This window comes from Neoroseomonas terrae (assembly GCF_018129025.1).
GTDB lineage: Bacteria > Pseudomonadota > Alphaproteobacteria > Acetobacterales > Acetobacteraceae > Neoroseomonas > Neoroseomonas terrae.
The window spans coordinates 23,134-49,063 of the sequence record NZ_JAAEDI010000016.1 but is presented as its reverse complement, the minus strand read 5'-3'; the positions used below and the strand labels follow the sequence as shown (position 1 = coordinate 49,063).

Here is a 25,930-nt window from a genome sequence, read left to right as displayed (position 1 = left end):
CGGGGCCGCTATAGAGGCGGGGTCGCCCGGGGGCAACCGGCCGCGGCCGGGGGCGGCCATGCGCAGGCCGCGTCGCCTTCCTGTTCTGCCTAGGGGGCGGCCCGCGCCAGCCGCAGCAGCACCGCGCCGTCCTCGCCGGTCAGAAGCAAGGTCGGCCCATCCATCCGCCAGCCGCGAACGAGTTCCAGCGCCTGGTGGAAGCGCTGCTCCTGCGCCATGATCGCCTCCTCGCAGGCCATGCGGGTGCCCGCCACCGGTCCGAAGCGCAGCCCGGACGCCCCTTCGCGCGTGAACGCCCCGGTGAAGCGGTTGCAGCCGGAACTGCCAGAGGCCCGGCCTTCGGCGGCGAAGGTGATGTCCACGCGCGGCGAGGCGCCCATGCGCGTGACGCCGATCGCTTCGACGACCCAGCTCCCAGCCGGGCCGGCGGCCTGCTCTGCCAGGGCGGCAGTCGAAGCGGTGGCGAGGCAGGTGGCTATGGCAAGGCGGCGAGGGATGACCATGCGTTCACGCTACCGGCTCACCGCGGCAAATGCATGGCGAAGCTGCGGCGCGATCAATCCCCCAGCAGCAGGTCGCGCGCCGCGTTCAGCCGGGCTGCAAGCCAGGCACTGCCGCCCTGGTCCGGGTGCGCGGCCCGCATCAGGCGGCGGTATGCGGCCCGGATCTCCGCCTCCGTCGCCCCTTCAGCCAGGCCGAGCACGGCCAGGGCCTCCGCCCGGTCCATGGCGCCTTCGGAGGGCTGCGCGGCGTCCCGCCATTCGGGATGCGCGCGGTCCAGCCAGGCCTCGAGCAGCGGGACGCTTTCCGGATCCTGCCGTTCGCAATCCGCAAGAAGGGCGCGCAGATCGGCGAGCGCCAGCGCGGCAAGGTCGGCGCCGGCGAAGACCCCCGCCGTGACCGTGCCGGTCATCCGCCCGCTGTCGTGATGCAGCACCATCGCGAGCGTCGCGGTCTCAACCCGGGTTTCCTGCCCCGGGCTCGCCTGCCCACCCCGCGAGAAAGTCCTGGCGCTCCGCCATGCGTGCCAGGACCGCATCAGCAGCGGCGCCAGCAGCGCAATGGCCCAGATGGCCTGCAACCCGCGCCCGCTGAACAGCAGCGCAGCGAACAGCACGACGCCGAGCCCGCCTGCGATCCAGGCAAGCGCGGCCTTCACCGTGCCGACGCGCGCATTCGCGAAGGCCCGCAGGCCCAGCATGACCGCCACCAGCACAATGCCGCCCAGCGCGACCCAGGTCATCGCGCCGCCTTCGGCGCTGGCAACTGTCCGGCGATGCGCAACGCCGCCGGGCCGCCAAGCCGCGCCAGCGCGGCGCGCCCCCCGGCGGCAAAGACGGCGACCGCGCGCAGCAGGTCCCGCAGCGTCTCCGCCGATGCGGAATCAAAGGGCGCATAGGCACCGCCGGACACTTTCGCGATCTGCCGGAAGGCATTGCCGGCAACGGCGTCGTTGCCCTCATGGAAGCAGAACACCGGCGTGCCGCGCAGGCCGAGCTCGCCGGCGGCTTGGCACAGCGCGTCGATCTCCTCCTCCACAGCATCGCCCACCAGCACCAGCGCGCCGATCCTTTCCCGCTGCGTCTCGGACGCCGCGTGCCGCAGCGCGCGCAGGATCTGGGTATGGCCGCCCAGGCAGGTGACACCGGCCATGCGGCGCGCAAGTTCCGCCCCGTCGGTCAGGAAGGGGGTCGCGGCAAACTCACCGAAGCCGCGCCAATAGGCCAGGGAGACGGCGAGGCCGCCGAGGTCCCGCGTGGCGATGAACATCTCCCCGGTCAGGGCGCAGGCACGGTCCCAGGCCGGCTGGCGGGACGCCGTGGCATCGACGGCGAAGATCAGCCGTCCGGGCCGGGCGTTCGCCGTGCGGACGGAGGGCATGCGCGCCACCTTGTCGAGGAAGGCGGCGACCTCGGCGGTCGGGCCTGGGCGAGCGGGAGGGCGGGGCATGGTCGGGTCCGATGGTGCCATTCGTTGAAGGTGATGTGAAATGCCTCACTCGCCACGCCAAGGGTCGCCGGGTCATGTTGGCACCCATTATCGCCGCGGTCTTAACTGCGGCTGCGCAGCAGGAAGAGAGGTTCACCGGGATGACAGCAGCACCCCTCACGGGTTTCAGGGCGTTCGCGCTCGCCACGGTCGCGGGATTGGCGCTGACCGGTGCGGCCATCGCGCAGAAGCCCGCGCCGCTCGGGGCGCCGGGCGCGGCACCCGCGGCACCGTCCCTGCCGACGGCCAAGCCGCCCCCGCTCGGCGGCGCTGCGCCCGCCCCTGCCCCTCCCCCGCTGCAGATGCTGCCGCTGCCGCGGCGGACCCCGCCAGGGGTGACACAGGCGCCGGCCGCCCCGACGCCGCCTTCCTCCCTGCCCGCACCACAGGCGATCCCGCCGAACGAGCCCGCTGCCATCACGCGGCTCCGCGGTCTCCTCGGACGCGAGACGCGGCTGTCCTACGCTGCCGCCGAGGCGCAGGACGCCACGGGCGAGCAGGCGCGCATGACCGGCGTTGTGCTGGAACGCCCCGGCAAGCGCGTGACCATGGACGAAGTCACCCTGATGGGCCTGCGCCAGGACGGCGTGGCCGAGACGGTGATCCGCGGCTTCGCCACCACCGAGGACGGCAACACCGTCCGCATCGGCATGCTGCGGATCGCGGGGCTGACAGTGCCGCGCACCGCCGCGGGCGCGCCGCCGCAGCCGGATGACGTAACGCTGGATTCGCTGCGCCTCGAGAACCTGCGGGTCACCGGCGGTGCGAACGTCGCGGTGAACCTCGTCACCGTCGAGGGCTGGGGCGCCAACCGCCCCGCGCGCCTCACGGTCGAAGGTGTCGAGAGCACCGGGCTCGATGGCGGCTTCGTCGACGGGCTGCGCATCGCGCGCATCGGCATGTCCGGGATGGACATCGCCCGGATGCTCGGCGCGCTGATGCGCGAGGAACGCGTGCCGAGCCTGGTCGGCCAGACCAGCCTCGAGATGACAGGCTTGCAGCTGACGGGTGGTGGCCGGCCCGTGGGCGGCATCGCCGAGTTCCGCATCGCCGGCGACATCACAGCCACCGACGGGTCGGGCACCGGCACTGTCGCCGTGCGCGGCATCCGCGTCGAGCCGGTGCCGATGATCGGCGAGTGGCTGACCCGCTTCGGCTACCAGGCGATCGAGGGCGAGATCACCGCCTCGACCGCACATGACGGCAAGACCGGCCGCGTCGAGGTGCGCGACCTGTCGATCGGCGCGCGCGACGCCGGCACGCTGACCATGTCGGTCACGCTGGACGGGCTGACATCCGAACGCATGCAGGCGGCCGACTTCTCGCAGGCGCGGCTGATCTCAGCGGCGCTCGGTTATGCCGACGCCTCGCTGTTCCGTCGCTTCCTCGCCATGCAGTCCCGGGAGACCCGCACGCCGGAAGCGCAGCTGCGCGAGCAGTACGCCGCGATGGCCGGCGGCGCGCTGAGCCAGCCCGATGCGGCGGCGCTCGCCCCGGTTCGGGATGCGCTGGTGCGCTTCATCCGCGGCCAGGCGCAGGCGGTCGATATCCGAGTGAACCCGCCGCAGCCGATCGGGCTCGAGGAAATGCAGCAGGTGCCGCCGAGCCCGGCGGAGATGCAGCGGGTGCTGGGCATCACCGCCACCACGCGCTGATGGCGCGATGAAGCGGAGAGGGGCGCCGCCCCTCTCCGGACCTCACCCCGCCAGGCCATGGATGGCCTGGACCGCCATCATTTGGTGCCGGGCGTGAAGGCCGTTCTCCGATCTCTCACCCCGTCCGTGCGCAGAGCTGCGGGACGACAATGGTCCGACCGTCTGCGCAGAGTGCCAGGTGGAGGTTTGCAAAGGCCCTTCGGCCTACGCGGACCCCATTCACATTGCCAAGGCAATGTGAATGGGTACCCGTGCCGGGGTAGGGTTCGGGGACGGGCAGAGCCCCTGATCCACCCTGCGCGACCTAGCCGGCCGCGGCGTTCGCCTGCGCCACCGCCAGCGCCGTCACGTTCAGGATGCCGCGCGCCGTCACGGACGGCACCAGCACGTGGATCGGCTTGTTCATCCCGAGCAGCAGCGGGCCGAGCTGCAGCCCGTCAGTCGCCGCCTTCACCAGGTTGAAGGCGATGTTGGCGGCGTCGATCCCCGGCATCACCAGCAGGTTCGCCGCGCCTTCCAGCGGGCTGTCGGGCACGGCGCGGCTGCGGATGGCCGGAATGAGCGCGGCATCCGCGTGCATTTCGCCATCCACTTCCAGCCCTGGATTTTGCTTCTGGATCAGCGCGAGCGCCTGGCGCATGCGCCGCGCCGATGGCGCGTTCGATGCACCGAAGGAGGAATGCGAGAGCAGCGCGACCTTCGGCGTGATGCCGAAGGCGTTGACCTGCTCGGCGGCGAGCAGCGTCATCTCGGCGATCTGCTCGGCGGTCGGCTCCAGGCAGAGATGCGTGTCGACGACGAACAGGTGCTCGCCGGCGCGGGTGACGACGCCGGAGAGCGCGTAGACGCGACCGACATCGTCGCGCTTGCCGGTGATGTCGAGCACATGCTTCCACTGACCCATCCAGTCGCCGAGACCACCACAGATCGCTGCGTCAGCGTGGCCGGCTTCGAGCAGTAGGGCAGCGGCGACGGCCGGGCGCGTGCGCACGCGGCGTTCGGCGGCGTCGGGCGGGGTGCCGCGGCGGCCGGCCTTGCCGCGATACAGCTCGGTCAGCGGGCCGAAGACCTCCGTATCGCTGCCTGGATCGAGGATGCGCACGCTGTCGCCGAGCGCCATGCGCAGGCCGAGCGCCTTGACCTTGGCGGCGATCACCTCCTGCCGCCCGACCAGGATGGGTTCGGCGATGCCTTCATCCACCACCGACTGCACGGCGCGCAGCGTGCGCTCGTCCTCGCCCTCGGCGTAGACGACACGGCGGGGGCGCTTGCGGGCAGCCTCGAAGACCGGGCGCATGAGGTTGCCGGACCGGAAGACATTACGCTCGAGCTCACGCCGATAGGCGGCGAAATCCTCGATCGGGCGCTGCGCGACGCCGGTTTCCATCGCCGCACGGGCGACGGCCGGCGCGATCTCCAGGATCAGCCGTGGGTCGAAGGGCTTCGGAATGATGTAGTCCGGCCCGAAGACCGGCGCGATGCCACCATAGGCAGCGGCGACGACTTCGGAGGCTTCGACCCGAGCCAGGGCGGCGATGGCGTCCGCCGCGGCGATCTTCATCTCCTCATTGATCGTCGTCGCGCCACAGTCGAGCGCGCCGCGGAAGATGAAGGGGAAGCAGAGGACGTTGTTGACCTGGTTCGGGTAGTCGGTGCGGCCGGTCGCCACGATGGCGTCGGGGCGCGCCGCGCGGACGGCTTCAGGAAGGATCTCCGGTTCCGGATTGGCCAGCGCGAGCACCAGCGGCCGCTGTGCGAGGTGCTTCAGCCATTCGGGCTTCAGCACGCGCGGCGCGGACAGGCCGAGGAAGACGTCAGCCCCCGGCAGCACGTCCTCGAGCGTGCGCGCCTCCGTCTCCTGTGCATAGCGCGCGCGGTGGGGGTCGAGGTCGTTTCGCCCCGTATGGATCACGCCGCCGATGTCGCAGATCGTGACGTTCTCGCGCTTCAGCCCCATCTCGACGAGAAGGTCCAGGCAGGCTAGCGCCGCCGCGCCGCCGCCGGTGTTGACCAGCTTCACGTCTTCCAGCCGCTTGCCCTGCAGCATCAGGCCGTTGCGCACTGCGGCGGCGACGATGATGGCGGTGCCGTGCTGGTCGTCATGGAAGACCGGGATGTTCATCCGCTCGCGCAGCGTGCGCTCGATGACGAAGCACTCCGGCGCCTTGATGTCCTCGAGGTTGATCGCTCCGAAGGAAGGTTCGAGCGCGGCGACGACCTCGATGAACTTCGCGGGGTCGCGTTCCTCCACCTCGATGTCGATGGAATCGATGCCGGCGAATTTCTTGAAGAGGACCGCCTTGCCTTCCATCACCGGCTTCGACGCCAGCGCGCCGATGGCGCCGAGGCCCAGTACCGCCGTGCCGTTGGTGATGACCGCGACCATGTTGCCGCGCGTGGTGTAGTCATAGGCGGCGGTCGGGTCGGCGGCGATCGCCTCGCAGGCCGCGGCGACGCCAGGGGAATAGGCCAGGCCCAGGTCGCGCTGCGTCGCCATGCGCTTGGTCGGCTCGACCGCCAGCTTCCCGGGGCGCGGGAGCCGGTGATAGTCGAGTGCTGCGCGGCGGAAATCCTCGTCCATCAGGTACCTCCATGCCCCGGTGTAGAGGGTTTCGTGCCGGGCGGGCAGGGTCTACGGCCAGACGACGACGCGCCGTTGTTTCCCTGGAATGGCAGTCGGCCTATCCTGCTCACCGGATCGGGATCGCGCGCCCCGCCGGGGTGGGGACGGGCGGAATCGGGTGGCTTCCGCATGGACGACAGGCGACAGGTCGCGGGAATCGTCAGGGACTACCTGGCGCGGCAGCGCATCTCACGGGAGGAATTCGCCTTCCGCACGCGCCTCGGCCGCTCCACCGTCGACAAGCTGCTGGTCGGGCTGTTCTCCGAACGTACCCTGGCGATGGTGGAAGGCACGACGGGGCTGGTGCTGCGCGGCCCGGTCGCAGCACCCGTCCTATCCGAAGCGCCGACGCCCGCCGGCGACGACGATGCCGGCCCCTCCATCGCCGTGCTGCCCTTCACCTTCATGGGCGATAGCGGCCAGGACTGGCTGGCCGATGGCATCAGCGAGGACATCACCACCGACCTCGCCCGGCTGCGCTGGCTGTTCGTCATCGCCCGCAACTCAACCTTCACCTACAAGGGTCGCGCGGTGGACGTCCGGCAGGTCGCCCGGGACCTTGGCGTGCGCTACGTACTGGAAGGCAGCGTGCGCGTGGCCGGCGGGTTGATGCGCGTGACCGGCCAGCTGGTTGATGCCGGCACGGGGCGGCACATCTGGGCCGAGCGCTATGACCGCGCGCTGTCCGACATCTTCGCCGTGCAGGACGAGATCACCCGTCACGTCGTCGCGGCGATCGAGCCGCATCTCTACGCCGAGGAGGGATACCGCGCCGCTGCGCGACCAACCGCGAACCTGTCGGCCTGGGGCCTTGCCGTGCGCGCCATGAGGCTGATCAGCCGCGTCGGGCAGGCGCAGAACGAGGAAGCGCGCGCGCTGCTCAGCCAGGCGATCGCCGTCGAACCCGGTTATGCGCGCGCGCATGCGCTGCTCGCCTGGGCGGCGTGGTGGGCGGCGCTCTGCTACTGGTGGCCTGACAATGCCGAGGGCTACCGGATCGCCGCACGGCAGGCGGCGCAGGCGGTGACGCTGGACCCCGCCGAACCCTGGGCGCGCATGACCCACGGCATCTGCCTGTCGTCCGGCCGCCAGCATGAGGCGGGGCTGGCGGAACTGCACGCCGCGCTCGACCTCAACCCCTGCTTCGCGTTGGGACGCACCCTGTATGGCTGGGGTCTGCTGCGGGCCGGCCGGATGGAGGAAGCGGTCGATGAAACCGGCCTCGCCCTGCGGATGAGCCCGATGGACAGCTTCGCCGGCATCTACACGGCGATCCACGGCCTTGCCCTGCTGGGCTCGCGCCGCTTCGAGGACGCACTGCCGCATCTGCGCGCCTCGGTCGCGGCCTTCACGGCCTATCTCGGCCACTACAACACGCTGATCTCCTGCTGCGGCCATCTCGGACGGATCGAGGAGGCGCAGGGCTACATCGCCGCGCGCAACGGCATGGGCGCGGCGATCCGCGTCGGGCTGCTGCGACGGAACCTGGCTGGCTTCGCCCATGCTGAGGTCTTCTGCGAAGGGCTGGTGAAGGCGGGCGTGCCGGAATAGGCCCGCCCGGTGTGACCCGTGTCACGGCCGGGAAGGATTCCGGAAAGCCGCGGAAAACTCCGGCGATGGCTCCGGAACGGCGCTGCGGCGAATGTCGCGGCAGCGCCGGGACGTCGCGTCCCGCGCTCCAGGAGCCCGCGTCATGCTGACCATTCTCGCCCGTGCGGCCGTTGCCGCCTCGCTGCTTGCCGCCATGCCGGCCGCTGCCCAGCAGGCCGGCGGGCCGAATGCCCGTGGCGAGTATCTGTCCCGCATCATGGATTGCGGCGGCTGCCACACCGGCGGCGCGCTGGCCGGGCGGCCCGATCCGCGGCTGAATCTCGCCGGATCGAATATCGGCTTCGGCATCCCCGAGGTCGGTGTCTTCTATCCGCCCAACCTGACGCCAGACCGCGAGACCGGCCTCGGCAGTTGGAGCGAGGCGGACATCGTCCGCGCCGTGCGCACCGGCGTCCGGCCGGATGGGCGGGTGCTGGCGCCGGTGATGCCGTGGCACTCCTATGCGGCGCTGAATGATGCCGATGCACGGGCGCTGGCGCGCTACCTTCGCAGCCTGCCGCCGGTGCGCAACGAGACGCCGCGGATGGCCGGCCCCGGCGAGACGCCGCCCGCGCCCTATCTGGGCGTCATCATTCCCGGCCGCTGATGCGACGCGCCCGCTGCCGCGACGTGTGGCGCGGCAGCCGGTCCCACGGAATCCGCACGGTTTCCAAGGTGACGACCATGCAGATCATGAACGACAACCGCCCGCCTCCATCGCGGGAAGACCTGTTCGGCCCGCTGCCGCAGCCCGCCACCCTGCTGCGGCTGCTGGAGAGCATGCTGACCGAGGATGAACTCGGCACGCTCGAAGGGCGCATGCTGGCGGCGATCCCTCTCGATCGCGCCCAGGCGATTCTCTCGCACATGCTGCCGGCCATGAGCGGACCGGAGCGCGCGGCCTTCGTCGCCCGCAGCCGCGCCGCGACGGAGGGCGACACGGTGCTCGCGGTGGTGATCGCGGCTGCGAAGGCGAGCCTCGCCCCAGAGCATGAGCGTGAAGCCGCCGAGCGCGCGTTGGCGCAACCAGAGTTGCGCGGATCGCACTTCCGGCGCGCCCGCCGACCAGGCACGACCTCCTGAACGCCGCAATCCATGACGTTCCCGGCACTGGCAGGGAAGCCGGCGCGACAGGCCCAGGATGGGGCGCCGGCCGTCCGGTTGAGGGATGACCTCAGTCGACGCTGATACTGGCCGCACGGGCGATCGCCGCGTTGCTTTCATTCTCGGTGCGCAGCAAGGCCGCCGCCGAGGCAGGCGTTCCGCCGCCGAGCATGAAGCCACTTTCGCGGAGGCGCTGGGCAACCTCCGGCGCCGCGAGCGCGGCGTTCAGCGCCGAGGCCAATCGGTTTACGATCGGCGCAGGAAGACCGGCAGGCCCGACGATCATGTACCAGACCTTGCGGTCAAAGCCGGGAAAGCCGAGTTCAGCCACCGTCGCCACATCGGGAAGCCACTCCACGCGCTCGGGCGTGGTAACCGCCAAGGCGCGCAGCTTGCCGCCACGGATATGCGGCAGGTTGGTCGGCAGGGTATCGACGTTGAGGTCGACCTGGCCCGCCATCAGATCGGCAAGAGCCTGACCGCTGCCGCGGTAGGGAACATGGGTCATCTCGACGCCAGCCGCACGGGCGAGAAGCTCGCCCGCGAGATGCTGGGAAGTCGCGATACCGGATGAAGCGAAGTTCAGCTTGCTAGGATTGGCCTTCGCGTAGTCGAGCAACTCTCTCAAGGTGCGGAAGGGCGAGTTCTCGTTCACCACGACCACCTGTGGCACGGAAGCTACCAGGAGTATGGGCGTGAGGTCGGCCAACGGATCGTAGGGCTTGTGCGCCATCACCTGCGGCAGCACCGATAGCGAGCTGATCGTGCCGATAGCCAGAGTGTAGCCATCGGGCCGCGAGCGAAGCACGCCCGCCATGGCGACTGTGCCGCTGGCACCCGGACGATTCTCCACGACCACTGGCTGCCCCAATTCGGAGCGCAGCTTCGACGCCAGCAGACGCGCCACAATGTCACTGCCGCCGCCCGGCACGAAGCCATCCACGAGCGTGATCGGCCGATCCGGATAGCCGGCCTGCGCCCGGGCATCAGCCGGAAAGAAGGACGCTGCGACAAAGCCCGTCGCACCGGTGAACAGCCGGCGGCGCGAGGTACTGGAATCCATCATTCTTTCAATCTCTCCTGACGGCCAGCGCGCCGAAACACTTGCCCGGAACAGCGGCCCAAACATGCTCTGCCGCCACCTCCTTTAGATTGCAATCAGCCGGGGGCTTTGGTGCAGGGTCTGTTCGGCGGCATCGTGAATCAGCGCACCCGGAGCACGGCTTTGAATAGGGGGCAGAATCCTCGAGTGCGCTGAAAGAAGGTGCGCTACCGTTACGGCTGTGTCGGACGAGTCACCGGGTTTGCGATCCGGGCTTTCGCCCTAACTGGCGGCAACGGATTCGTCCGGGGCTGTCCGTTTCTTCAAATCCCGCCACTCGGCGAGTGCGTACCCTCGGAGATGTGGATGAGGATCGCGGCGCCTCCGCTTCGACTTCCGAGCCATGCCGTTGCCGTGCCGGCGGAGGCATGATGAGGAGGCACAGCCGGCCCTCCTCATCCGCAGTCACGAACTGCTCTGCTGCTCGCACCGCCGAATTGATATGGCGATGCGTCAGCTCCCTACTCGTCGCGCAGTTGCCCGCCATAGGCGGCAGCTGCGCTGGCGATAAACGCGCCGATGAGAAGCGCCAGCGCCCCCAGAAGCGCCAGGGTCGCCGCGGTCTTCCGCGCGGTATCCGCCGCCTCCTGCGCCCGCACCGCTGCCTGTTTGGCGCGCTCCACGGCCGCATCCACGCGCTGGCGCGCATCCGCCGCCGAAATTTCCGATCGTGCGGCAACGATCTGCGCCAGGTAGTCGCGGTCACCTGATGGCACATCCCCCGCCGTGATGCCGTTGGCCAGTATGCGCATCACTTCCGGGCCGACGTCGGGAAGCTCTCCGGCGCTCGGCGTCGCGCCGGGTCGTGCAGGGCGCAGGAGCGTATCAAGGTCGTATTGGCTCACAGGCCCGACTGCTGACGCCGCGGCCGAGACCGCACCCTGCGAGACTGCGGCGGCGCCCCGCGCCCCGGCGCCCACGAGGCTCGTCAGCGCGGAACTCGCGAGCAGGATGCCCAGGACGGTCGCCAAAGCCCAGGCGAGGAGGCCGTGCACTGTATCGCGGAAGAACACCTCGTCCCGATGCAAGCCGGTCCATGTGGTCCGCAGCCGCCCAGCGACATAGCCACCCAGGCCCGACGAGATCCACTGGACGATGACGAGCGCAACCACCGATCCGATGGCGATGGTCGACGCGGCAGCTCCCTCTCCGCTCCACGGGGAGATCGAGGCGAAGCCCACCCCCGCGCTCACCATCGTCAGGATCAGCGTTGCCGCGACGGCCGTGAGGCCGCCCGCGATGATGGCAGCCCACGATACGGCCGAGACGTCGCTTTCGACTGTCCCTGCCACAGTGGGCGCCACGGGGCGATGCGCGCTCATCTGAAGAGAAGCAGGAGAATGATGATCACGGGGATGGGGATCCCCAGCAGCCATAGAAGAATTCCGCGTCCCATAACAATGTCCCTCCGCCTCGGAGCATCGCGAGGCCGGCCGGGTAACGCATTGAGCTGGTTTCCGGTTGCGCCGGGAGGCATTCGCCGGGCCGGGCTCGTTGCCCGAGGTGACGGCGGACTGGCCGTCCGCGAGGGTGTTAGCCTCACCAGCGGGGCCGCGGGCCTCGACCGTCGTATGCCTCCGCCAAGCCCTCGCGAATCAGCACCGTGGCCACCTTCCGTCCACGCTGGTCCCGCACGCGGGCCGGCAGTCTGCCGTAGCGATCCCGGCCGCGTGGTTGCAGCGTGATTCCTACGGCGACCAGCGCCGCCATGCGTGGCGGAACCGCCCTGTTGCGAGAGCGCCGGCACCGTCAGCCGTCAACGCGGTCTGCCCCGGTGTCATCGATACCCCGATGGTGCAGACCATGCTGGAAGGCCAGTCGGAAGCGATGGCCGAGATCATGAAGGCGCAGCCGATCGGACGCCTCGGTCGGGCGGAGGAAGTCGTCGCGGCGGTGCTCTGGCTGTGCAGCCCGGCGGCCAGCTTCGTGGTCGGTGTCGCGCTGCCGGTCGACGGCGGCTTCACAGTTACCTGAGGAGATAGCCTTCAGCGCCGACCCCATATCTTGCTGATCCCGCAGGCCGGCTTCCCGCGCCCCTCTCTTAAAATAGGACTTCACCATGAACATCGTCCGCAGCGGCACACAGGCGTCCGGCAAGGGGCCGGCCGAGTGGTTCACCGGCACTGTGCGCGTCGATCCGCTGTTCAGCCCGCCCGAGCCCGCCCGCGTTGCCGGCGCGCTCGTCACCTTCGAGCCGGGCGCACGCACCGCCTGGCACACGCACCCGCTCGGCCAGACCCTCATCGTCATGACGGGCCTCGGCCGGGTGCAGCGCGAGGGTGGCGCCGTCGAAGAAATCCGGCCCGGCGATGTCGTCTGGTTCGAGCCTGGCGAAAAGCACTGGCACGGCGCCAGCCCGGCCACGGCCATGAGCCACATCGCTGTCCAGGAGAAGCTCAATGGCTCGCCCGTCGATTGGATGGAGCAGGTCAGCGATGAGCAATACGGACAGTGACGATCAGCTGGTGCGGATAGCAGAAGAAAAATCGGGAGGAAGGCGAGCTATGCGCGCAACGATCATGTAGGGAGGCACGACGTTCGTGCTGAGAATGTCCCTAATGCAACGATTGAACTGCCTACCGACGCCGTTGTGCGTGTGATGTCCGGCCTACTGGGGCTCGCTCAAAGGGGCCGCGCCGGGTTGGCCCGGGTCATGATTTGGGACCGTCCGGGCCCGTCGCGGCCTCGCCTCACGGATATTGCGAAAGGCACTCGGAGGCGGCTTCGTGCGTCAGATTCGATCGCATCGGATCTCAGCAGCATACGCCCAATGTGGGAACTGTTGTCGCAACCGTACGCGCCGGATTGGCGTGATTGCGCCAAGCCAGTGCCTTGGCTTCGTCGGATGGTGCGGTCGAGAAGATTCGAACTTCCACAGGGTTGCCCCTACCAGCACCTCAAGCTGGCGCGTCTACCATTCCGCCACGACCGCAAACCGGGTAGAGGGCGCGGCGTATAACCCATGACCGCGCCGTCAGCAACACACCCCCTCGACTGGATCGTCACCGATGGCCGCACCCCCTATGCCGGGGCGCTGGAAGCCATGGAGGCCCACGTCGCCGCCATCCGTGCCGGCACCGCCGCCGAGCGCGTCTGGCTGGTCGAGCACGACCCAACCTACACTGCCGGAACCTCCGCCCGACCCGAGGATCTGCGCGATTCGCGCTTCCCGGTCTTCGCGGCGGGCCGCGGTGGGCAATGGACCTATCACGGGCCGGGGCAGCGGACCGGCTATGTCATGCTCGACCTGAACCATGCCCATGGCTCGGTCCCGCCGCGGGACATCCGGGCCTATGTCCATGGGCTCGAGGAATGGCTGATCCGGGCGCTGGACCGATTCAACATCCGTGCGGAGCGCCGGGAGGGCCGGGTCGGGCTGTGGGTTGCGAACCGTGCCGCCGGCACCGAGGACAAGATCGCGGCCATCGGCGTGCGCGTCACGCGCTGGGTGACCTGGCACGGCATCGCGCTGAACGTCGACCCGGACCTGTCGCACTTCGGCGGCATCGTGCCCTGCGGCATCGCGGAGCACGGGGTCACGAGCCTCCACGCGCAGGGCGTGCCCGCCACCATGGACGAGGCGGACGCGGCCCTGCAGGGGGCGTGGACTGAAGTCTTCGGCTGATCCGCGCATCGCCGCCGGCACTATGCAACCGTCGCGCGTTTGCAAGGCGGCTCCGGCTTCGGGCATGAAGACGATGGTCAATCAACGCTCGGGAGGATCAGACCATGCAACGCCGTCACATGCTGGCGGGGGCCGCCTTCGGCCTCACGGCCGGCGGGCTGCTTCGCGCCGCCCATGCCCAGCCGCGCAACGCGTCCTGGCCACGCGCGCTCAACATGGGCACCGCCGCACCGGGCGGCACCTATGCACTGTACGGCCCCGCTTGGGGCCAGCTCGTGCAGGAGGCGACGGGGGTCAACATCTCCTACCGCACGACGCAGGGGCCGAACCAGAACATCATCCTGGTCCAGCGCCGCGAGGTCGAGATCGGCATGACCACGATGGGCGTGGCGCTTCAGGCCTGGAACGGCCAGGGTGCCTGGACCCAGGGCAACAAGTTCAATGACATCCGGGCGCTGTTCCCGATGTACGACACGCCCTTCCACGGCATCTCGCTGAAGCGCAGCGGCATCACGCAGATGTCCCAGCTCGCGGGCAAGAACATCGGCGTCGGGCCGCGCGGCGGCACGCCGGGCACGTACTTCCCGCTGATCATGGATGCGCTGGGCTACCGGCCGGCGGCGGTGCGCTACGGGTCGGGCTCCGACATGTCAGGCCAGTTGCAGGACGGGCTGCTCGACGCCTTCCTGTTTGCGTCGGGCGTGCCGATCCCCGCCTTCAGCGAGGCGGAGACGCAGAGCGAGGTGAATTTCCTCGACTACACCGCCGAGGAAGTCGCGAAGCTGACCCGCGCTTTCCCCGAACTCTCCGCAGGAACCCTGCCGGCGAGCACCTACCGCTCTGCGGGGCGGGAACTGCGCGTCGTCGGCATGTTCAACTTCGCCATCGGCCACAAATCGCTGCCCGAGGATCTCGTCTACGAGATGGTGAAGGCAGTGCTCGGCCAGAATGAGCGGCTGAAGCAGGCGATCGCGGCCGGGTCGGAGACCCTGGCCTCCAATGCGAGCAAGAACAGCTTCCTGCCCTATCACCCCGGCGCGGCGCGGTACCTGCGTGAAGCCGGGCAGACCATTCCGGACAATCTGGTGCTTGCCTGAAGGAAGCGGCCGGGGCGGCAACGCCCCGGCCGTCTCATCAGGCCCGCCGCAGCGCGGGCACGATGTCCTGCGGATAGAGTCGGTGCTGCCGATAGAGCAGCAGCCCCGCCACCACGAGCCCGCCGACATCGGTCCAGAGTTCCGGCACCATCAGCCCCAGCCCACCGACGGCGGACACTAGGCGTAGCGGCAGCGGCAGCGGTCCGTTCTGCATCCAGCCCTCGGTCGCACAGGCCAGCAGGTAGACCCCCAGTGAGGCGGTCAGGAAGGCCTGCACGATCTCGACCAGCGGCCCCTGCGCCAGCAGGGCGGGCGAGATCCAGAACATGTACGGCACGATGAAAGTGGCGAGGCCGAGCTTCAGCGCGATGACGCTGGTCTTCCACATATCCGCCCTGGCCATCGATGCCGCGGCGAAGGAGGCGAGCGCGACCGGCGGCGTGATCGCCGACAGGATCGCGAAGTAGAAGATGAACATGTGCGCCGTCAGCGGCGGCACGCCGATGCGGATCAGCCCCGGCGCGACGACCGCGCCCGCGATCGCATAGGCCGCGGTGGTCGGCACCCCCATGCCGAGGATGATCGCGACCAGCATGGCGAAGACCATCGCGAGGAAGGCCGAGGTGCCGGCGACATCGAGCAGCATCGTCGCGAAGCGGCCGCCCACGCCCGTCAGGCCGATCGCGCCGGCGACGATGCCCGCCGCGGCGCAGACGGCGATAAGCTGCATCATCTCCCGCATCGACCCGTGCAGCGTGGCGTAGATCGCCGCGGCGGTCTCGGTGACGGCGCCGATGGCGGCGGTGATCGGGTTCTGCCCCTGGCGCGTCACGCGGTGCACGAGCGTCGTGCAGAGCATGATCGTCAGCGTGGCGGCGATGCCCCAGGCCGCGGCACGGAAGGGCGAGAAGCCCTGCACCAGCATCCAGATCAGCAGCACGAGCGGCGCGGCCATGTAGGCGTGGCGCGCGATACGGGCCCAGCGCGGCAGTTCCTCCCGCGGCAGGCCGCGGATGCCGGCCTTGCGGGCGTTGAGGTCGCAATGGATGTAGTTGGCAACATAGAACAGGAGCGCCGGGATCAAGCCGGCCAGCGCGATCTCGGTGTAGGGAATGCCCAGCACCTCGGCCATGATGAAGGCGCCGGCCCCCATGACCGGCGGCGTGATCTGCCCGCCGGTCGAACTCGTCGCCTCCACCGCACCGGCGGTCGCGCGGTCGTAGCCGACGCGGCGCATCATCGGGATGGTAAAGGCGCCGGAGGCGACGACATTCGCCACCGCCGAACCCGAGATGGTGCCGAACATGATGCCCGAGATGACCGTCACCTTGGCAGGCCCGCCGCGCAGCCGTCCGACCAGCGCCAGGGCAAAGTCATTGAAGTAGTCCCCGGCCTTCGAGGTCTGCAGGAAGGTCGCGAAGACCACGAACATGATGATAAAGGTGGCGCTGACCTGAACGATCGTGCCGAGCACGCCGTTGTTGTTGAACAGCTCGACCAGCGCCTGGTCGAGTGACACGCCCCGGTGGAACAGGATGCCCGGCATCCAGGGTCCGACGAAGCAATAGGCGATGAAGACCATGGCGATGATCGGCATGACGATGCCGGCGGTACGCCGCGCGAATTCCAGCACCAACAGGATGCCGAAGCCCGCCGCGAGCAGGTCCTGCGTGTTCGGTCCCATGAAGGATCGCATCTCGATGCCGTCGGCATCCAGGATGTAGTGCAGCGGAATCAGCAGCGCCGGCACGATCAGCAGCAGCTCGTACCACGGCACGCGCGTGCCTGGCGTATCGGTCGAGCGCGCCGCGAACAGCGCGAAGCCGAGCGCGGCGCCGACGAAGACATGCACCGCCCGCGAGACGGTCGGATCGACCGGTTCGACCAGCAGGATCCAAAGATGCCAGAAGACGAAGACGGCGGCGCAGATACGCCAGGCATGGCCCTGCCATCCGCCAAGCTCGCGCCTGGCGGAGGCGAACTCCATGTCGTCCACATCGGTATTGACGGTATCCGTCACCGCACGCGTATCGGCCAACGCTTCAGCCCCCTTATCGTTAGGGACGGGGCTTAGACTGAAAAGGCGCACCGCGAAAAGACCAAGCTGGCGGCTGACGGGATCCCTTCCGGGCTTGCGCGCGGAACGGGTGGTCGCGCCCCGCCCTGCACGTCTAGACCGGCAGCAGTTCGATCTGCGCGTGGTCGAGGTCGTATCGCGCAGCCACGACCTTCAGCGAGCCGCCGTCGATCCGCGCCGCGAAGGCCGGATGCCGGATCAGCGACCTGGCGCCGGCACGCGCATTCTCCCGCACGGCGTTGTCTATCAGGTCGCCCGGCTCGTCGCGCACCGCCTCCACTGCGGCGATGATCGGCGCGAGAATCGGCAGCATCAGCGGCGGCACCGGCAGGCCGCGCGTCACCGCCTCGACCGCCGCGATCACCGCGCCGCAGCGTTCATGCCCCAGCACCATGACGGCCGGCGTGCCGAGCGCCTCGACGCCATAGGCAATGGTCGCGAGCCCCGCGGGCGGAACAGTATTGCCGGCCACGCGTGCGACGAAGACCTCCCCCAACCCCGCCCGCACCAGCAGTTCCGGCGCGACGCGGCTGTCGGCGCAGCAGACGATGGAGGCGAAGGGCGCCTGCCCTGCCGCGAGGCTCTGCCGCCGCACCGCGCCGGCGTCGATGGGCACGGGGTCGTCGGCGACGAAGCGCCGGTTGCCTTCCATCAGCCGGGCAATCGCCTGATCGGGGCTCAGTGCGCTGCGCGGCGCCGGGCCGGCGGCACGCAGCGGACTGATCGGCAGCAGGCCGGTACAGGCGCAGGCCAGGGCGCCAAGGGCGGATCGGCGGGGCAGCATGGACATCCTTCTCGCGGGCAGGGCGCGGATCCGGCGCGCCGAGCCATGAAGAAGCGGTGTCCGGCCGCCCGCCCCTTGTTTTCGCACCTGCGAAGGCGCATACATGCAACACCGTGCGGATTGCCCGTGCGCCACGCGCCACCCGGCCGCGTGATCGGTCCCCGTCGCTCCATCAAGAAGCGCGGTGCGGGCCCGGGTCGGGAACAGGCGCGCCACCCACTGGACGGTCCCAATCCCGCGGGGCTTTCTCACCGCAGCGACGCGCGCCGCGAAATTCGCCGTGCGCGTGCGACAGGACTTAGCTTGACCAATACCTTCGAGGCTCTCGGCCTCGACACTCGCATCCTCCAGGCCCTTGCCGAGGAGGGTTATTCCACCCCCACCCCCATCCAGGCCCAGTCCATCCCGATCGTGATGGAAGGCCGCGACCTGCTCGGCATCGCCCAGACCGGCACCGGCAAGACGGCCGCCTTCAGCCTGCCGATCCTGCACCGGCTGGCGGCGACGCCCGGCCGCCCGCCGCGCGGCGGCTGCCGCGTGCTGGTGCTGTCGCCGACGCGCGAGCTCGCCTCGCAGATCGCCGACAGCGTGAAGGCCTATGGGCGCCATCTCGGCCTGTCGGTCGCCGTCATCTTCGGCGGCGTCGGCTTCGGCGCGCAGCGGCAGGCGCTGGCGCGCGGCGTCGACATCCTCGTCGCCACCCCCGGCCGCTTGCAGGACCTGCTCGACCAGGGCGCCGGGCGGCTCGACCATGTCGGCACGCTGGTGCTCGATGAGGCCGACCAGATGCTCGACAAGGGCTTCCTGCCGGCCATCCGGCGCCTGCTGAAAGCGATCCCGGCGAAGCGCCAGACGCTGTTCTTCAGCGCCACCATGCCGTCCGAGATCAACAAGCTCGCCGCCGAGATGCTGTCGGACCCGGCCCGCGTCGCCGTCGCCCCGGTCTCGACCACCGCCGAGAAGGTGGCCCAGCGCGTGATCCACGTCCCGGCCGCCGGCAAGCGCCGCGTCCTGGCGGAAATCCTGAAGGGCGAGGGCATCGGCCGCACCCTGGTGTTCAGCCGCACGAAGCACGGTGCCGACCGCATCGTGAAGCAGCTGGACCAGGATGGCATCAAGGCCAACGCCATCCACGGCAACAAGGCGCAGAACGCGCGCGAGCGGGCGCTTGCCGCCTTCCGTGACGGCTCGGCGCCCGTGCTCGTCGCGACCGATATCGCGGCGCGCGGCATCGATGTGGACGGCGTGACCCACGTCATCCAGTTCGACCTGCCGGAAGTACCGGAGACCTATGTGCACCGCATCGGCCGGACTGCGCGCGCCGGCGCCTCGGGCGAGGCGATCGCGCTGTGCTCGCAGGACGACCGCGACAAGCTGCGCGCGATCGAGCGCCTGATCCGCCAGCAGATCCCGGCCGAGAAGCGCGAGGCGACCGCCGAGGACTTGGCCGCCCCGCGGGAGGCTCCGCGGCCGCCGCGCCAGCAACAGCAGCAGCGCAAGCCGCAGCGGCAGTCGCAGCACCGGCCCGCAGGCCATAGCGGCGCAGCGAAGCCGCCTGCTGGCGGTGGCGAGCAGTCCCGCCGCCGTCCGGCGGGCACGTCGGCGGAAGAACCGCGGCGCGACCGGTCGTGGCGGGAAGGCGACTTCCGTGACGGCTCGACGGCACCGGCCTTCCTACGGCGCGGGCGGTAACGGTCGGACCCCGAGGACGTGCCCGGCCGGTCCTACGACGGCCGGCCGTCCGTCGGATCCTTCGCGGCGACATCCAACCGCCGCACCACCGTATCGAGTTTCCGGACCCGGGCCGCGACCTCCAGCAGGATCGGCCCGGCAACGTCGTCGAGGGTCGCGACCCGGGCCAGTCGGCGAAACAGGTTATGGATCATGTCCCCGCCCGGCCGGAACATGGTCATGCCATCGAACAGGCTGCCATCGGGCCCGCGTGAGCCCTGGGCAGCGGCGGCAGCCCCCGTTGCGTCGGTCCGCCGCCGCTCCGTCTCGGTAAGCTTCATGCTGTTGGCGAGCACCGAGCCGCTGAGCGCCAGCGCGCGCTGCACGGGGCTCTCGCCGATATCGGCGAGCGTGTCGCAGGCGGAAACGAGCCATCGAAGCGACAGTTCATGCAGCAGGAAGCCGTGCTGCTCGCGCCAGAGACGAAGGTAGAGCGGCTGGAAGTGGTCGATTGCCAGACGGCGACGCAGGGCCACGACACAGCCGGCATGAACGACAAGCAGTTCGCTGCGATCGATGAACTCGCTGCGCAGCTCGTTGACGTGCTCGAAGAAGTCCGGCCGTCTGGCACCGAAGATCCGGTTTCGGCGCTCGCCGCGCGTGAAGCCGTTGTCCGCCTCCACCACCATGCTCTCACGCAGCGCCGAGAAATCCTGATCGGCGGAAACGAACTCACGCGGATCGCGTCGTCCCGCAGCCCGGCCTCCCGTCTCCTGGCGGCTCATCAGTTTCCGACAGCCGCGATGGCGCGATACAGCGCAAGATCCTCGGCATAGAAGGTCTCGATCGTGTTGCGCGCGGCGGCGGACACCCGCACATCCTGCGACCGCGACATGTTCCGGTGCGAGAGCGCCGAGTTCCCTCCGATCCGGCGCGCCACGTCGGCCCAGGCCTGGGGCAGATCGTCAAAGCGGTAGAGACGGCTGACGGCGACGCGCCCGGCCGCCTTCACATGGGCCGCCTGCGAAGGAAAGCTCTCGCAGGCCAACGGCGCGAAGGCATCGAAGTCGAGGCCTGCGGCCGGCCCCGACAGGGGATGACGACCTGGCGGCCCGTCACGCAGCCACCGATAGAGGGAGACAACCCGGCCGACCGGATCGCGAATGAGGGAAAAGCTGAAAGCCGCCGCGAACGCTTCGGTGCCAGCCGCCTGCATGATCGACCGGGCGCCCGAGTGCTTGTGCAGCCCGAACCGGGTCCGATAGTGCTTCTGCAGCATCTCACCCAGCGCCGTGCCACCCAGGATGATGTCATCGAACAGCATCTGCGGTTCGTAGGCTGCCGTGATCGACGTCCCACCCGTCTTCGGAATATGCACGAAGCAGAGCTTGTTGCGATTGGACCAGATCATAGCGGCATGCCCGCGGGAGAGGCCGGCCGGAGTAGCCGGAGCGGCCCCCGCGGGAGCCCCGATGCCGTCGGCCGGTACCTCACCGCGCCGCGGCGCTCGCCTCGGACCGTGTCGCGCCCACGCGCTGGGCGAGTGCCGCCGCCATGAATTCGTCGAGGTCGCCATCCAGCACGGCGTCGGGGTTGCCCTTCTCCACGCTGGTGCGGAGGTCCTTCACCATCTGATAGGGCTGCAGGACATAGCTGCGGATCTGGTGGCCCCAGCCGATGTCGGTCTTGCCGGCCTCGACGGCGTCGGTGATCGCCTCTCGCTTGCGCAGTTCGAGTTCGTACAGCCGCGCCTTCAGCATCTCCATCGCGATGGCGCGGTTGCGGTGCTGGCTGCGGTCCTGGGTGGATGCTGCGACGATGCCGGTCGGGATATGCGTGAAGCGCACGCCCGATTCCGTCTTGTTCACGTGCTGGCCGCCGGCGCCGGAGGCGCGGAAGGTGTCGGTCTTGAGGTCAGCCGGGTTGACCTCGATCTCGATCTTGTCGTCGATCACCGGATAGACATACACGCTCGCGAAGGACGTCTGTCGGCGTGCCGCGGCGTCGAAGGGGCTGATGCGCACCAGCCGGTGCACGCCCGATTCCGTCTTCAGCCAGCCATAGGCGTTCGGCCCGCTGACCTGCACGGTCGCTGACTTAATGCCCGCCTGCTCGCCTTCCGACTGTTCGGTCAGCGTCACCTTGTAGCCGCGGCGCTCGGCCCAGCGCATGTACATGCGCAGCAGCATCTGCGCCCAATCCTGGGCCTCCGTGCCGCCGGCGCCGGCGTTCACTTCCAGATAGGCATCGTTGGCATCGGCCTCGCCGGACAGCAGGCTCTCGATCTCGAGCCGCTTCGCCTCGGCGGCGAAGCCTTCCAGGTCGGCGATGGCGGCGTTGATCGTATCCTCGTCGCCTTCGGCCTCGGCGAGTTCGATGAGGCCGAGCGCGTCGGCGACATCACGGTCGAGCTTCTGGACACCTTCGACCTGGCCGGCCAGCCGCCCGCGCTCGCGCATGACGCGCCCCGCTTCGGCCGCATCATTCCAGAGCGTCGGATCCTCGGCGCGGGCGTTCAGTTCTTCGAGGCGGCGAACGGCGGCATCCCAGTCAAAGATGCCTCCTCAGCAGGGACACCGAGGCGGTGATCTGCTCGTTCAGGGATTCTGCTTCAGCTCGCATGGGACGCGCTCAATAGAGCCCGCCCAGGTTGCTGTCGAGGCCACTCGCCGTTCCGCCCCCGGGCGCGGCCCCGCCCTCACCGCCGCCCCAGCGCCGCGCGGCGTTCTCGGTGCCCGGACGGAAGGCTTCCAGGATCGAGCCGTTGCCGACATTGATGCGCACGAGCGCGACGCCGGGCGGCGCGCGGAAGGGCACCGCCGGGCTGTCGCGCAACGCCGCCGCCAGCACGTCGTGGAAGATCGGCGCGGCATTGCCGCCGCCGGTCTCGCCATTGCCGAGGCTGCGCGGGTCGTCATACCCCATCCACACCGCGATAACGATGTCGGGCGTGAAGCCGACGAACCAATTGTCCTTGTAGTCGTCGGTCGTGCCGGTCTTGCCGGCGATCGGGCGGTTCAGGCCGGTGCCGGCGCGGGTGCCGGTGCCGCGCTGCACGACGCCCTGCAGCAGAGACACCATCTGATAGGCGGCGATCGGGTCGGTCGCCTGCTGGCGCTGCGGGTCCACGAGCTCCGGCGGGCCGGCATCGGGGCTCGCCGCGTTGCAGGTGGCGCAGCCGCGGCGGTCGGCGCGCCAGATCACCCGCCCCCGGCGGTCCTGAACGGAATCGATCAGGGTCGGCGTCACGCGGTGGCCGCCATTGGCGAAGGCGGCATAGCCCGCCGCCATGCGCATCACCGTCGTCTCGCCGGCACCGAGAGACAGCGCGAGGTAGCGCGGCATGTTGTCGATGACGCCGAAGCGCGAGGCGGCGTCGGCGACCGCATCCATGCCCACCTGCTGCGCCACGCGCACCGTCACGAGGTTGAGGCTGCGCTCCAGCGCCTGGCGCATCGTCACCCAGCCATTCGCCTGGCCGGCGGTGTAGTTCTGCGGCCGCCACAGCCGGCCGCCCGACATCACCTCGATCGGCTCGTCCAGCAGTTCCGTGTTGGGCGGCACGCCCTGTTCCAGCGCATTGATGTAGACGAACGGCTTGAAGGACGAGCCCGGCTGCCGCTGCGCCTGGGTCGCGCGGTTGAACCAGGACCGCTCGAAAGACCAGCCGCCCGCCATCGCCAGCACGCGGCCCGATTGCGGGTCCAGTGCGACGACCGCACCCTCGACCTGCGGCATCTGGCGCAGTTCCACCCGCTCCGGGCGCGCCGCGCGGCCCTGGGCGGGCATCTGGGTCGGCATCTGCTCGACGAAGACGACGTCGCCGACGCTGACGACCTGGTTCATGCGGGAGGGCTGGCCACCCACCCGGCCGTCGCGCGCCGGCCGCGCCCAGGAGAGATCCTGGAGGTACATCAGCCCGGTCTGCGCCTGCGGCGCGCCGCGCCCGCCTTCACCGCGATCGATCCAGCCGACCCGCGCATCGGTCCCGCGGACTTCCAGCACGACCGCCAGCCGCCATTCCGGCAGGCCGCCGGGCGGGCGTTGGAAGGCTTCGAGCGCCGGCATCCATTCGGTCGGGCGGGCGGCGATCTGGCCGAAGGCACCCCGCCAGCCGCCACGCCGGCGGTCATAGGCCATCAGCCCGTCGCGCAGCGCCTTCTCCGCCGCCGCCTGGAGCTGCGGTTCAAGGCTGGTGCGCACCACCAGCCCGCCCATCGTGGTTTGCTCCGCGCCGTAGCGCTGGATCAGCTCGCGCCGCACTTCCTCGGTGAAGTGCTGCCCGACGGGGACGACTTCCGGACGGCGCGTCGGGCGCGGCGAGATCGATTCAGCCTTGCCGTAGCGCGCCTCCTCCGGCGTGATGTAGCCGTCCTCGGCCATGCGATCGAGCACCCAGTCGCGGCGCGCCCGTGCACGCTCCGGGAAGCGGATCGGATTGTAGTTGTTGGGCGCCCGCGGCAGCGCGGCGAGGAAGGCCGCCTCGGCGACCGTCAGCTCGTCCAGCCCCTTGTCGAAATAGGCCTGCGCCGCGGCCGCCACGCCATAAGCGGATTGCCCCAGGAAGATCTCGTTCAGGTACAGTTCGAGGATGCGATCCTTCGACAGCGCGCGCTCGATGCGCACGGCAAGGATCGCCTCCCGCACCTTGCGCATGATCGAGCGTTCGTTGCCGACCAGCATGTTCTTGGCGACCTGCTGGGTGATGGTCGAGGCACCTCCCATCCGCCGGCCGGAACCATAGTTTTCAGCCGCCGTGAGCAGTGCCCGGCCGATGCCCAGCGGATCGACGCCGGCATGGTCCCAGAAACGCTGGTCCTCGGCCGAGACGAAGGCCTGCTGCACGCGCGCCGGAATCGCCTCGATCGGCACGAAGACGCGGCGCTCGGTCGCGAGTTCGGCGGTCAGCCGGCTGTCGGCCGCGTAAATGCGGCTCATCTGCGGCGGGTCGTAGTCCGCCAGCCAGCGATAGTCGGGCAGATCCTCGGAAACCTGATGGTAGACGCCATAGGCGGCCACGGACCCTACCACGCCACCGACAACCAGGATCATGAACAGCAGGCGGAACAGACCGAGGCCGCGACGGCGGCGCTTCGCGCGCGCCGGCTTCTCGCGGCGCGGGGTTTCCCCCGGCGGGGGGGCGGGATCGGCGGCGGCAGCCTGGTGTCGCCCATTGCGTCGGGGGGCGAGCGGCGCATCGGCGCGGAGGTCAGGGGAGGTCATCGGGGGAAAGATACACCCTCAGGGTACTTGGTGCGACATGTGGTGACAGGCTTGGGGCGTTGCAGGGTCGGCGCCGCCGTCTCGTCACCCTGTCGGCGTCGAATCGAGCCACTGCTTCACCGCCCGCGACAGGGCCACCGAGAGCCGCGCACGGTGGTCGCGGCGCTGCAGCGCTGCCTCATCGCGCGGGTCCGACAGGAAGCCCAATTCGATCAAGGCGGAGGGGATCTCAGGCGCCTTCAACACGACGAAGGAGGCTTCCCGATGGGTGTTGGGCAGGAGCCGCACCTCCTCCCCCAATTCCTGCACCGCGAGCCGCGCGATGCGGTTCGACCCCGCGCGCGTCTCCTGCCGCATCAGGCTGATCAGGATGCGTTGCACCTCGGGGCTGACGGAGGGCAGACGCAGACCACCGGCGAGGTCGGCACGGTTTTCGCGCTGGGCGAGCGCCGCACTCATCGCATCCGAGGCGGTGTCCGAGAGCGTGTAGACCGAGGCGCCCCGGGCGCCGGGGGCGGAATCCGCATGCAGGGAGAGGAACAGCGCGGCCTCGCGACGGCGGGCAATCTCGACGCGGTCGGCCAGCGGTACGAAGACGTCGCGCGAGCGCGTCAGCACCACGCGGCAGGTCCGCGCCTGTTCCAGGCGGCGCTTCAGTTCCAGCGCGGCGGCGAGGACGATGCGCTTTTCCTGCGTGCCGCTGACGCCGATGGCGCCCGGGTCGCGCCCGCCATGGCCGGGATCGAGCACGACGAGGGGCAGCGTGGCCGATGTGCGCGCCGTTCCCGCCAGCACGTCCCGCCCCGCGCCGGCGGCGGCCTGGAACCTGGCCGGTGTCACGCGGGCGATGTCGATGACGATCCGCCCCTCCCGCGCCGGGCCCGCGGTGGGCAGCGCCGGCGTGGCGAGGTCGAGGACCAGCAGGTTGTCGGCCGCCACGAACCGCCCGGCGCGGACGGGACCGGCGCCGCGCAGCGTCGTGCTGCCGCGCCAGATCGCTTCCGGCAGCGCGATGACCAGCCGCGACGGATCGGATTGCGGCCGGATCGACCAGCGCTGGGCGCCGGCCACCATCAGGGTCAGCCGCGCCCGGCCGCTTACGACCGACAGGGCGGCGCCCGACAGTGTTCCGGCCTGCGCAAGCGCCGGCATGGCGAGAGTGGCGAACAGGCCGAGCCCCAACAGGGGACGTCGGCCGAAGCGTGACATCGAGGCAGCTCCCCATGCGGCCCGAACCCCCCGGGCCGCCGCGCAATATGCCAAGGCTTTCCACGGCTTGCCACGCCTTAATTGAAGTGCCGTATGATCTTGCGCCACGGCTGCCCGGACGCCCTGCCCCGCCGCAACGGCGCCTTGTGACAACGCGCCGTCGCGATTATGGTGCCCTGCC

At 69.9% G+C, this 25,930-nt stretch carries 23 protein-coding genes and 1 tRNA gene; 9 read left to right on the top strand and 15 right to left on the bottom strand.

Going from position 1 to position 25,930, the window contains the following annotated elements; genetic code table 11:
- Window positions 1-89: 89 nt before the first annotated feature.
- The 3 genes from GXW78_RS15725 to GXW78_RS15715 are packed head-to-tail and all read right to left on the bottom strand — an operon-like array spanning window position 90 to window position 1,950.
- Window positions 90-503 (bottom strand): META domain-containing protein, encoded by a 414-nt coding sequence (locus GXW78_RS15725; protein WP_211869784.1) that lies wholly within the window; start codon window positions 501-503, stop codon window positions 90-92.
- 53 nt (window positions 504-556) lie between these two features.
- Window positions 557-1,243 (bottom strand): J domain-containing protein, encoded by a 687-nt coding sequence (locus tag GXW78_RS15720; RefSeq protein ID WP_246522269.1) that lies wholly within the window; start codon window positions 1,241-1,243, stop codon window positions 557-559.
- Window positions 1,240-1,950: a vWA domain-containing protein gene (locus GXW78_RS15715; protein WP_211869783.1), complete on the bottom strand. Its 711-nt coding sequence runs from the start codon at window positions 1,948-1,950 to the stop codon at window positions 1,240-1,242. The genes GXW78_RS15720 and GXW78_RS15715 overlap by 4 nt, the downstream gene beginning before the upstream one ends.
- A 140-nt stretch (window positions 1,951-2,090) precedes the next feature.
- On the opposite strand from GXW78_RS15715, the gene GXW78_RS15710 reads away from it, so the two are divergent.
- The gene (locus tag GXW78_RS15710) at window positions 2,091-3,644 is read left to right on the top strand and encodes a hypothetical protein (RefSeq protein WP_211869782.1); all 1,554 of its coding nucleotides are present in this window, start codon (window positions 2,091-2,093) and stop codon (window positions 3,642-3,644) included.
- A gap of 304 nt (window positions 3,645-3,948) precedes the next feature.
- Here GXW78_RS15710 and GXW78_RS15705 read toward each other — a convergent pair whose 3' ends face one another.
- Window positions 3,949-6,225: an NADP-dependent malic enzyme gene (locus GXW78_RS15705; RefSeq protein ID WP_211869781.1), complete on the bottom strand. Its 2,277-nt coding sequence runs from the start codon at window positions 6,223-6,225 to the stop codon at window positions 3,949-3,951.
- A gap of 171 nt (window positions 6,226-6,396) precedes the next feature.
- On the opposite strand from GXW78_RS15705, the gene GXW78_RS15700 reads away from it, so the two are divergent.
- The 3 genes from GXW78_RS15700 to GXW78_RS15690 all read left to right on the top strand — a co-directional run bounded on the left by GXW78_RS15700 (window position 6,397) and on the right by GXW78_RS15690 (window position 8,940).
- Complete coding sequence (locus tag GXW78_RS15700) at window positions 6,397-7,818, top strand: tetratricopeptide repeat protein (protein ID WP_211869780.1); 1,422 nt, start codon at window positions 6,397-6,399, stop codon at window positions 7,816-7,818.
- Window positions 7,819-7,960: 142 nt separating this feature from the next.
- Window positions 7,961-8,464: a c-type cytochrome gene (locus GXW78_RS15695; RefSeq protein ID WP_211869779.1), complete on the top strand. Its 504-nt coding sequence runs from the start codon at window positions 7,961-7,963 to the stop codon at window positions 8,462-8,464.
- Window positions 8,464-8,940, top strand: a complete 477-nt coding sequence (locus GXW78_RS15690) for a hypothetical protein (protein ID WP_211869778.1) — start codon at window positions 8,464-8,466, stop codon at window positions 8,938-8,940. The genes GXW78_RS15695 and GXW78_RS15690 overlap by 1 nt, the downstream gene beginning before the upstream one ends.
- 91 nt (window positions 8,941-9,031) lie before the next feature.
- Here the strand turns inward: GXW78_RS15690 and GXW78_RS15685 are convergent, their stop codons facing one another.
- The 3 genes from GXW78_RS15685 to GXW78_RS28650 all read right to left on the bottom strand — a co-directional run bounded on the left by GXW78_RS15685 (window position 9,032) and on the right by GXW78_RS28650 (window position 11,773).
- Window positions 9,032-10,027 (bottom strand): Bug family tripartite tricarboxylate transporter substrate binding protein, encoded by a 996-nt coding sequence (locus GXW78_RS15685; protein ID WP_211869777.1) that lies wholly within the window; start codon window positions 10,025-10,027, stop codon window positions 9,032-9,034.
- A 497-nt stretch (window positions 10,028-10,524) separates the two neighbouring features.
- On the bottom strand, window positions 10,525-11,385 hold the full coding sequence (locus GXW78_RS15680) for a hypothetical protein (protein ID WP_246522267.1): 861 nt from the start codon (window positions 11,383-11,385) through the stop codon (window positions 10,525-10,527).
- Window positions 11,386-11,602: 217 nt separating this feature from the next.
- The gene (locus GXW78_RS28650; protein WP_408904197.1) at window positions 11,603-11,773 is read right to left on the bottom strand and encodes a thermonuclease family protein; all 171 of its coding nucleotides are present in this window, start codon (window positions 11,771-11,773) and stop codon (window positions 11,603-11,605) included.
- Here GXW78_RS28650 and GXW78_RS28645 point away from each other — a divergent pair.
- Together GXW78_RS28645 and GXW78_RS15670 are read left to right on the top strand one after the other, a co-directional pair.
- Window positions 11,738-12,037: an SDR family oxidoreductase gene (locus GXW78_RS28645; RefSeq protein WP_272876858.1), complete on the top strand. Its 300-nt coding sequence runs from the start codon at window positions 11,738-11,740 to the stop codon at window positions 12,035-12,037. The two genes, GXW78_RS28650 and GXW78_RS28645, sit on opposite strands and share 36 nt — an antisense overlap.
- A gap of 85 nt (window positions 12,038-12,122) precedes the next feature.
- On the top strand, window positions 12,123-12,518 hold the full coding sequence (locus GXW78_RS15670; protein WP_211869775.1) for a (R)-mandelonitrile lyase: 396 nt from the start codon (window positions 12,123-12,125) through the stop codon (window positions 12,516-12,518).
- Window positions 12,519-12,909: 391 nt separating this feature from the next.
- On the opposite strand, the gene GXW78_RS15665 is transcribed toward GXW78_RS15670, so the two are convergent.
- A tRNA-Leu gene (locus GXW78_RS15665) sits at window positions 12,910-12,995 on the bottom strand.
- 30 nt (window positions 12,996-13,025) lie between these two features.
- On the opposite strand from GXW78_RS15665, the gene lipB reads away from it, so the two are divergent.
- Together lipB and GXW78_RS15655 are read left to right on the top strand one after the other, a co-directional pair.
- On the top strand, window positions 13,026-13,688 hold the full coding sequence (gene lipB, locus GXW78_RS15660; RefSeq protein WP_211869774.1) for a lipoyl(octanoyl) transferase LipB: 663 nt from the start codon (window positions 13,026-13,028) through the stop codon (window positions 13,686-13,688).
- A 104-nt stretch (window positions 13,689-13,792) separates the two neighbouring features.
- Complete coding sequence (locus GXW78_RS15655) at window positions 13,793-14,785, top strand: TAXI family TRAP transporter solute-binding subunit (RefSeq protein WP_211869773.1); 993 nt, start codon at window positions 13,793-13,795, stop codon at window positions 14,783-14,785.
- A 37-nt stretch (window positions 14,786-14,822) separates the two neighbouring features.
- Here the strand turns inward: GXW78_RS15655 and GXW78_RS15650 are convergent, their stop codons facing one another.
- Window positions 14,823-16,823, bottom strand: coding sequence for a TRAP transporter permease (locus GXW78_RS15650; RefSeq protein WP_211869772.1), 2,001 nt, complete (start codon window positions 16,821-16,823; stop codon window positions 14,823-14,825).
- Between the two features lie 133 nt (window positions 16,824-16,956).
- On the bottom strand, window positions 16,957-17,646 hold the full coding sequence (locus tag GXW78_RS15645; protein WP_211869771.1) for a carbonic anhydrase: 690 nt from the start codon (window positions 17,644-17,646) through the stop codon (window positions 16,957-16,959).
- A gap of 303 nt (window positions 17,647-17,949) precedes the next feature.
- On the opposite strand from GXW78_RS15645, the gene GXW78_RS15640 reads away from it, so the two are divergent.
- Entirely contained in the window at window positions 17,950-19,338 is a 1,389-nt protein-coding gene (locus GXW78_RS15640; protein WP_246522265.1) for a DEAD/DEAH box helicase, read from the top strand.
- A gap of 32 nt (window positions 19,339-19,370) precedes the next feature.
- Here the strand turns inward: GXW78_RS15640 and GXW78_RS15635 are convergent, their stop codons facing one another.
- From GXW78_RS15635 to GXW78_RS15615, 5 genes are all read right to left on the bottom strand, one after another.
- The gene (locus GXW78_RS15635) at window positions 19,371-20,102 is read right to left on the bottom strand and encodes a hypothetical protein (protein ID WP_211869769.1); all 732 of its coding nucleotides are present in this window, start codon (window positions 20,100-20,102) and stop codon (window positions 19,371-19,373) included.
- Window positions 20,102-20,728, bottom strand: a complete 627-nt coding sequence (locus tag GXW78_RS15630) for a sulfotransferase family 2 domain-containing protein (RefSeq protein WP_211869768.1) — start codon at window positions 20,726-20,728, stop codon at window positions 20,102-20,104. Before GXW78_RS15630 ends, GXW78_RS15635 begins: the two co-directional genes overlap by 1 nt.
- A gap of 79 nt (window positions 20,729-20,807) precedes the next feature.
- Window positions 20,808-21,939, bottom strand: a protein-coding gene (gene prfB, locus GXW78_RS15625) for a peptide chain release factor 2 (RefSeq protein ID WP_211869767.1) whose coding sequence is annotated in 2 segments (ribosomal slippage) — window positions 20,808-21,869 and window positions 21,871-21,939 — 1,131 coding nt in all. Because the reading frame shifts where the segments join, the coding sequence is not laid out codon by codon here.
- Between the two features lie 9 nt (window positions 21,940-21,948).
- Window positions 21,949-24,540 carry a penicillin-binding protein 1A gene (locus GXW78_RS15620; protein ID WP_211869766.1) on the bottom strand — a complete coding sequence of 864 codons (2,592 nt, stop codon included), beginning with the start codon at window positions 24,538-24,540 and terminating at the stop codon, window positions 21,949-21,951.
- A gap of 84 nt (window positions 24,541-24,624) precedes the next feature.
- Window positions 24,625-25,749, bottom strand: a complete 1,125-nt coding sequence (locus tag GXW78_RS15615) for an N-acetylmuramoyl-L-alanine amidase family protein (protein ID WP_211869765.1) — start codon at window positions 25,747-25,749, stop codon at window positions 24,625-24,627.
- Window positions 25,750-25,930 lie beyond the last annotated feature (181 nt).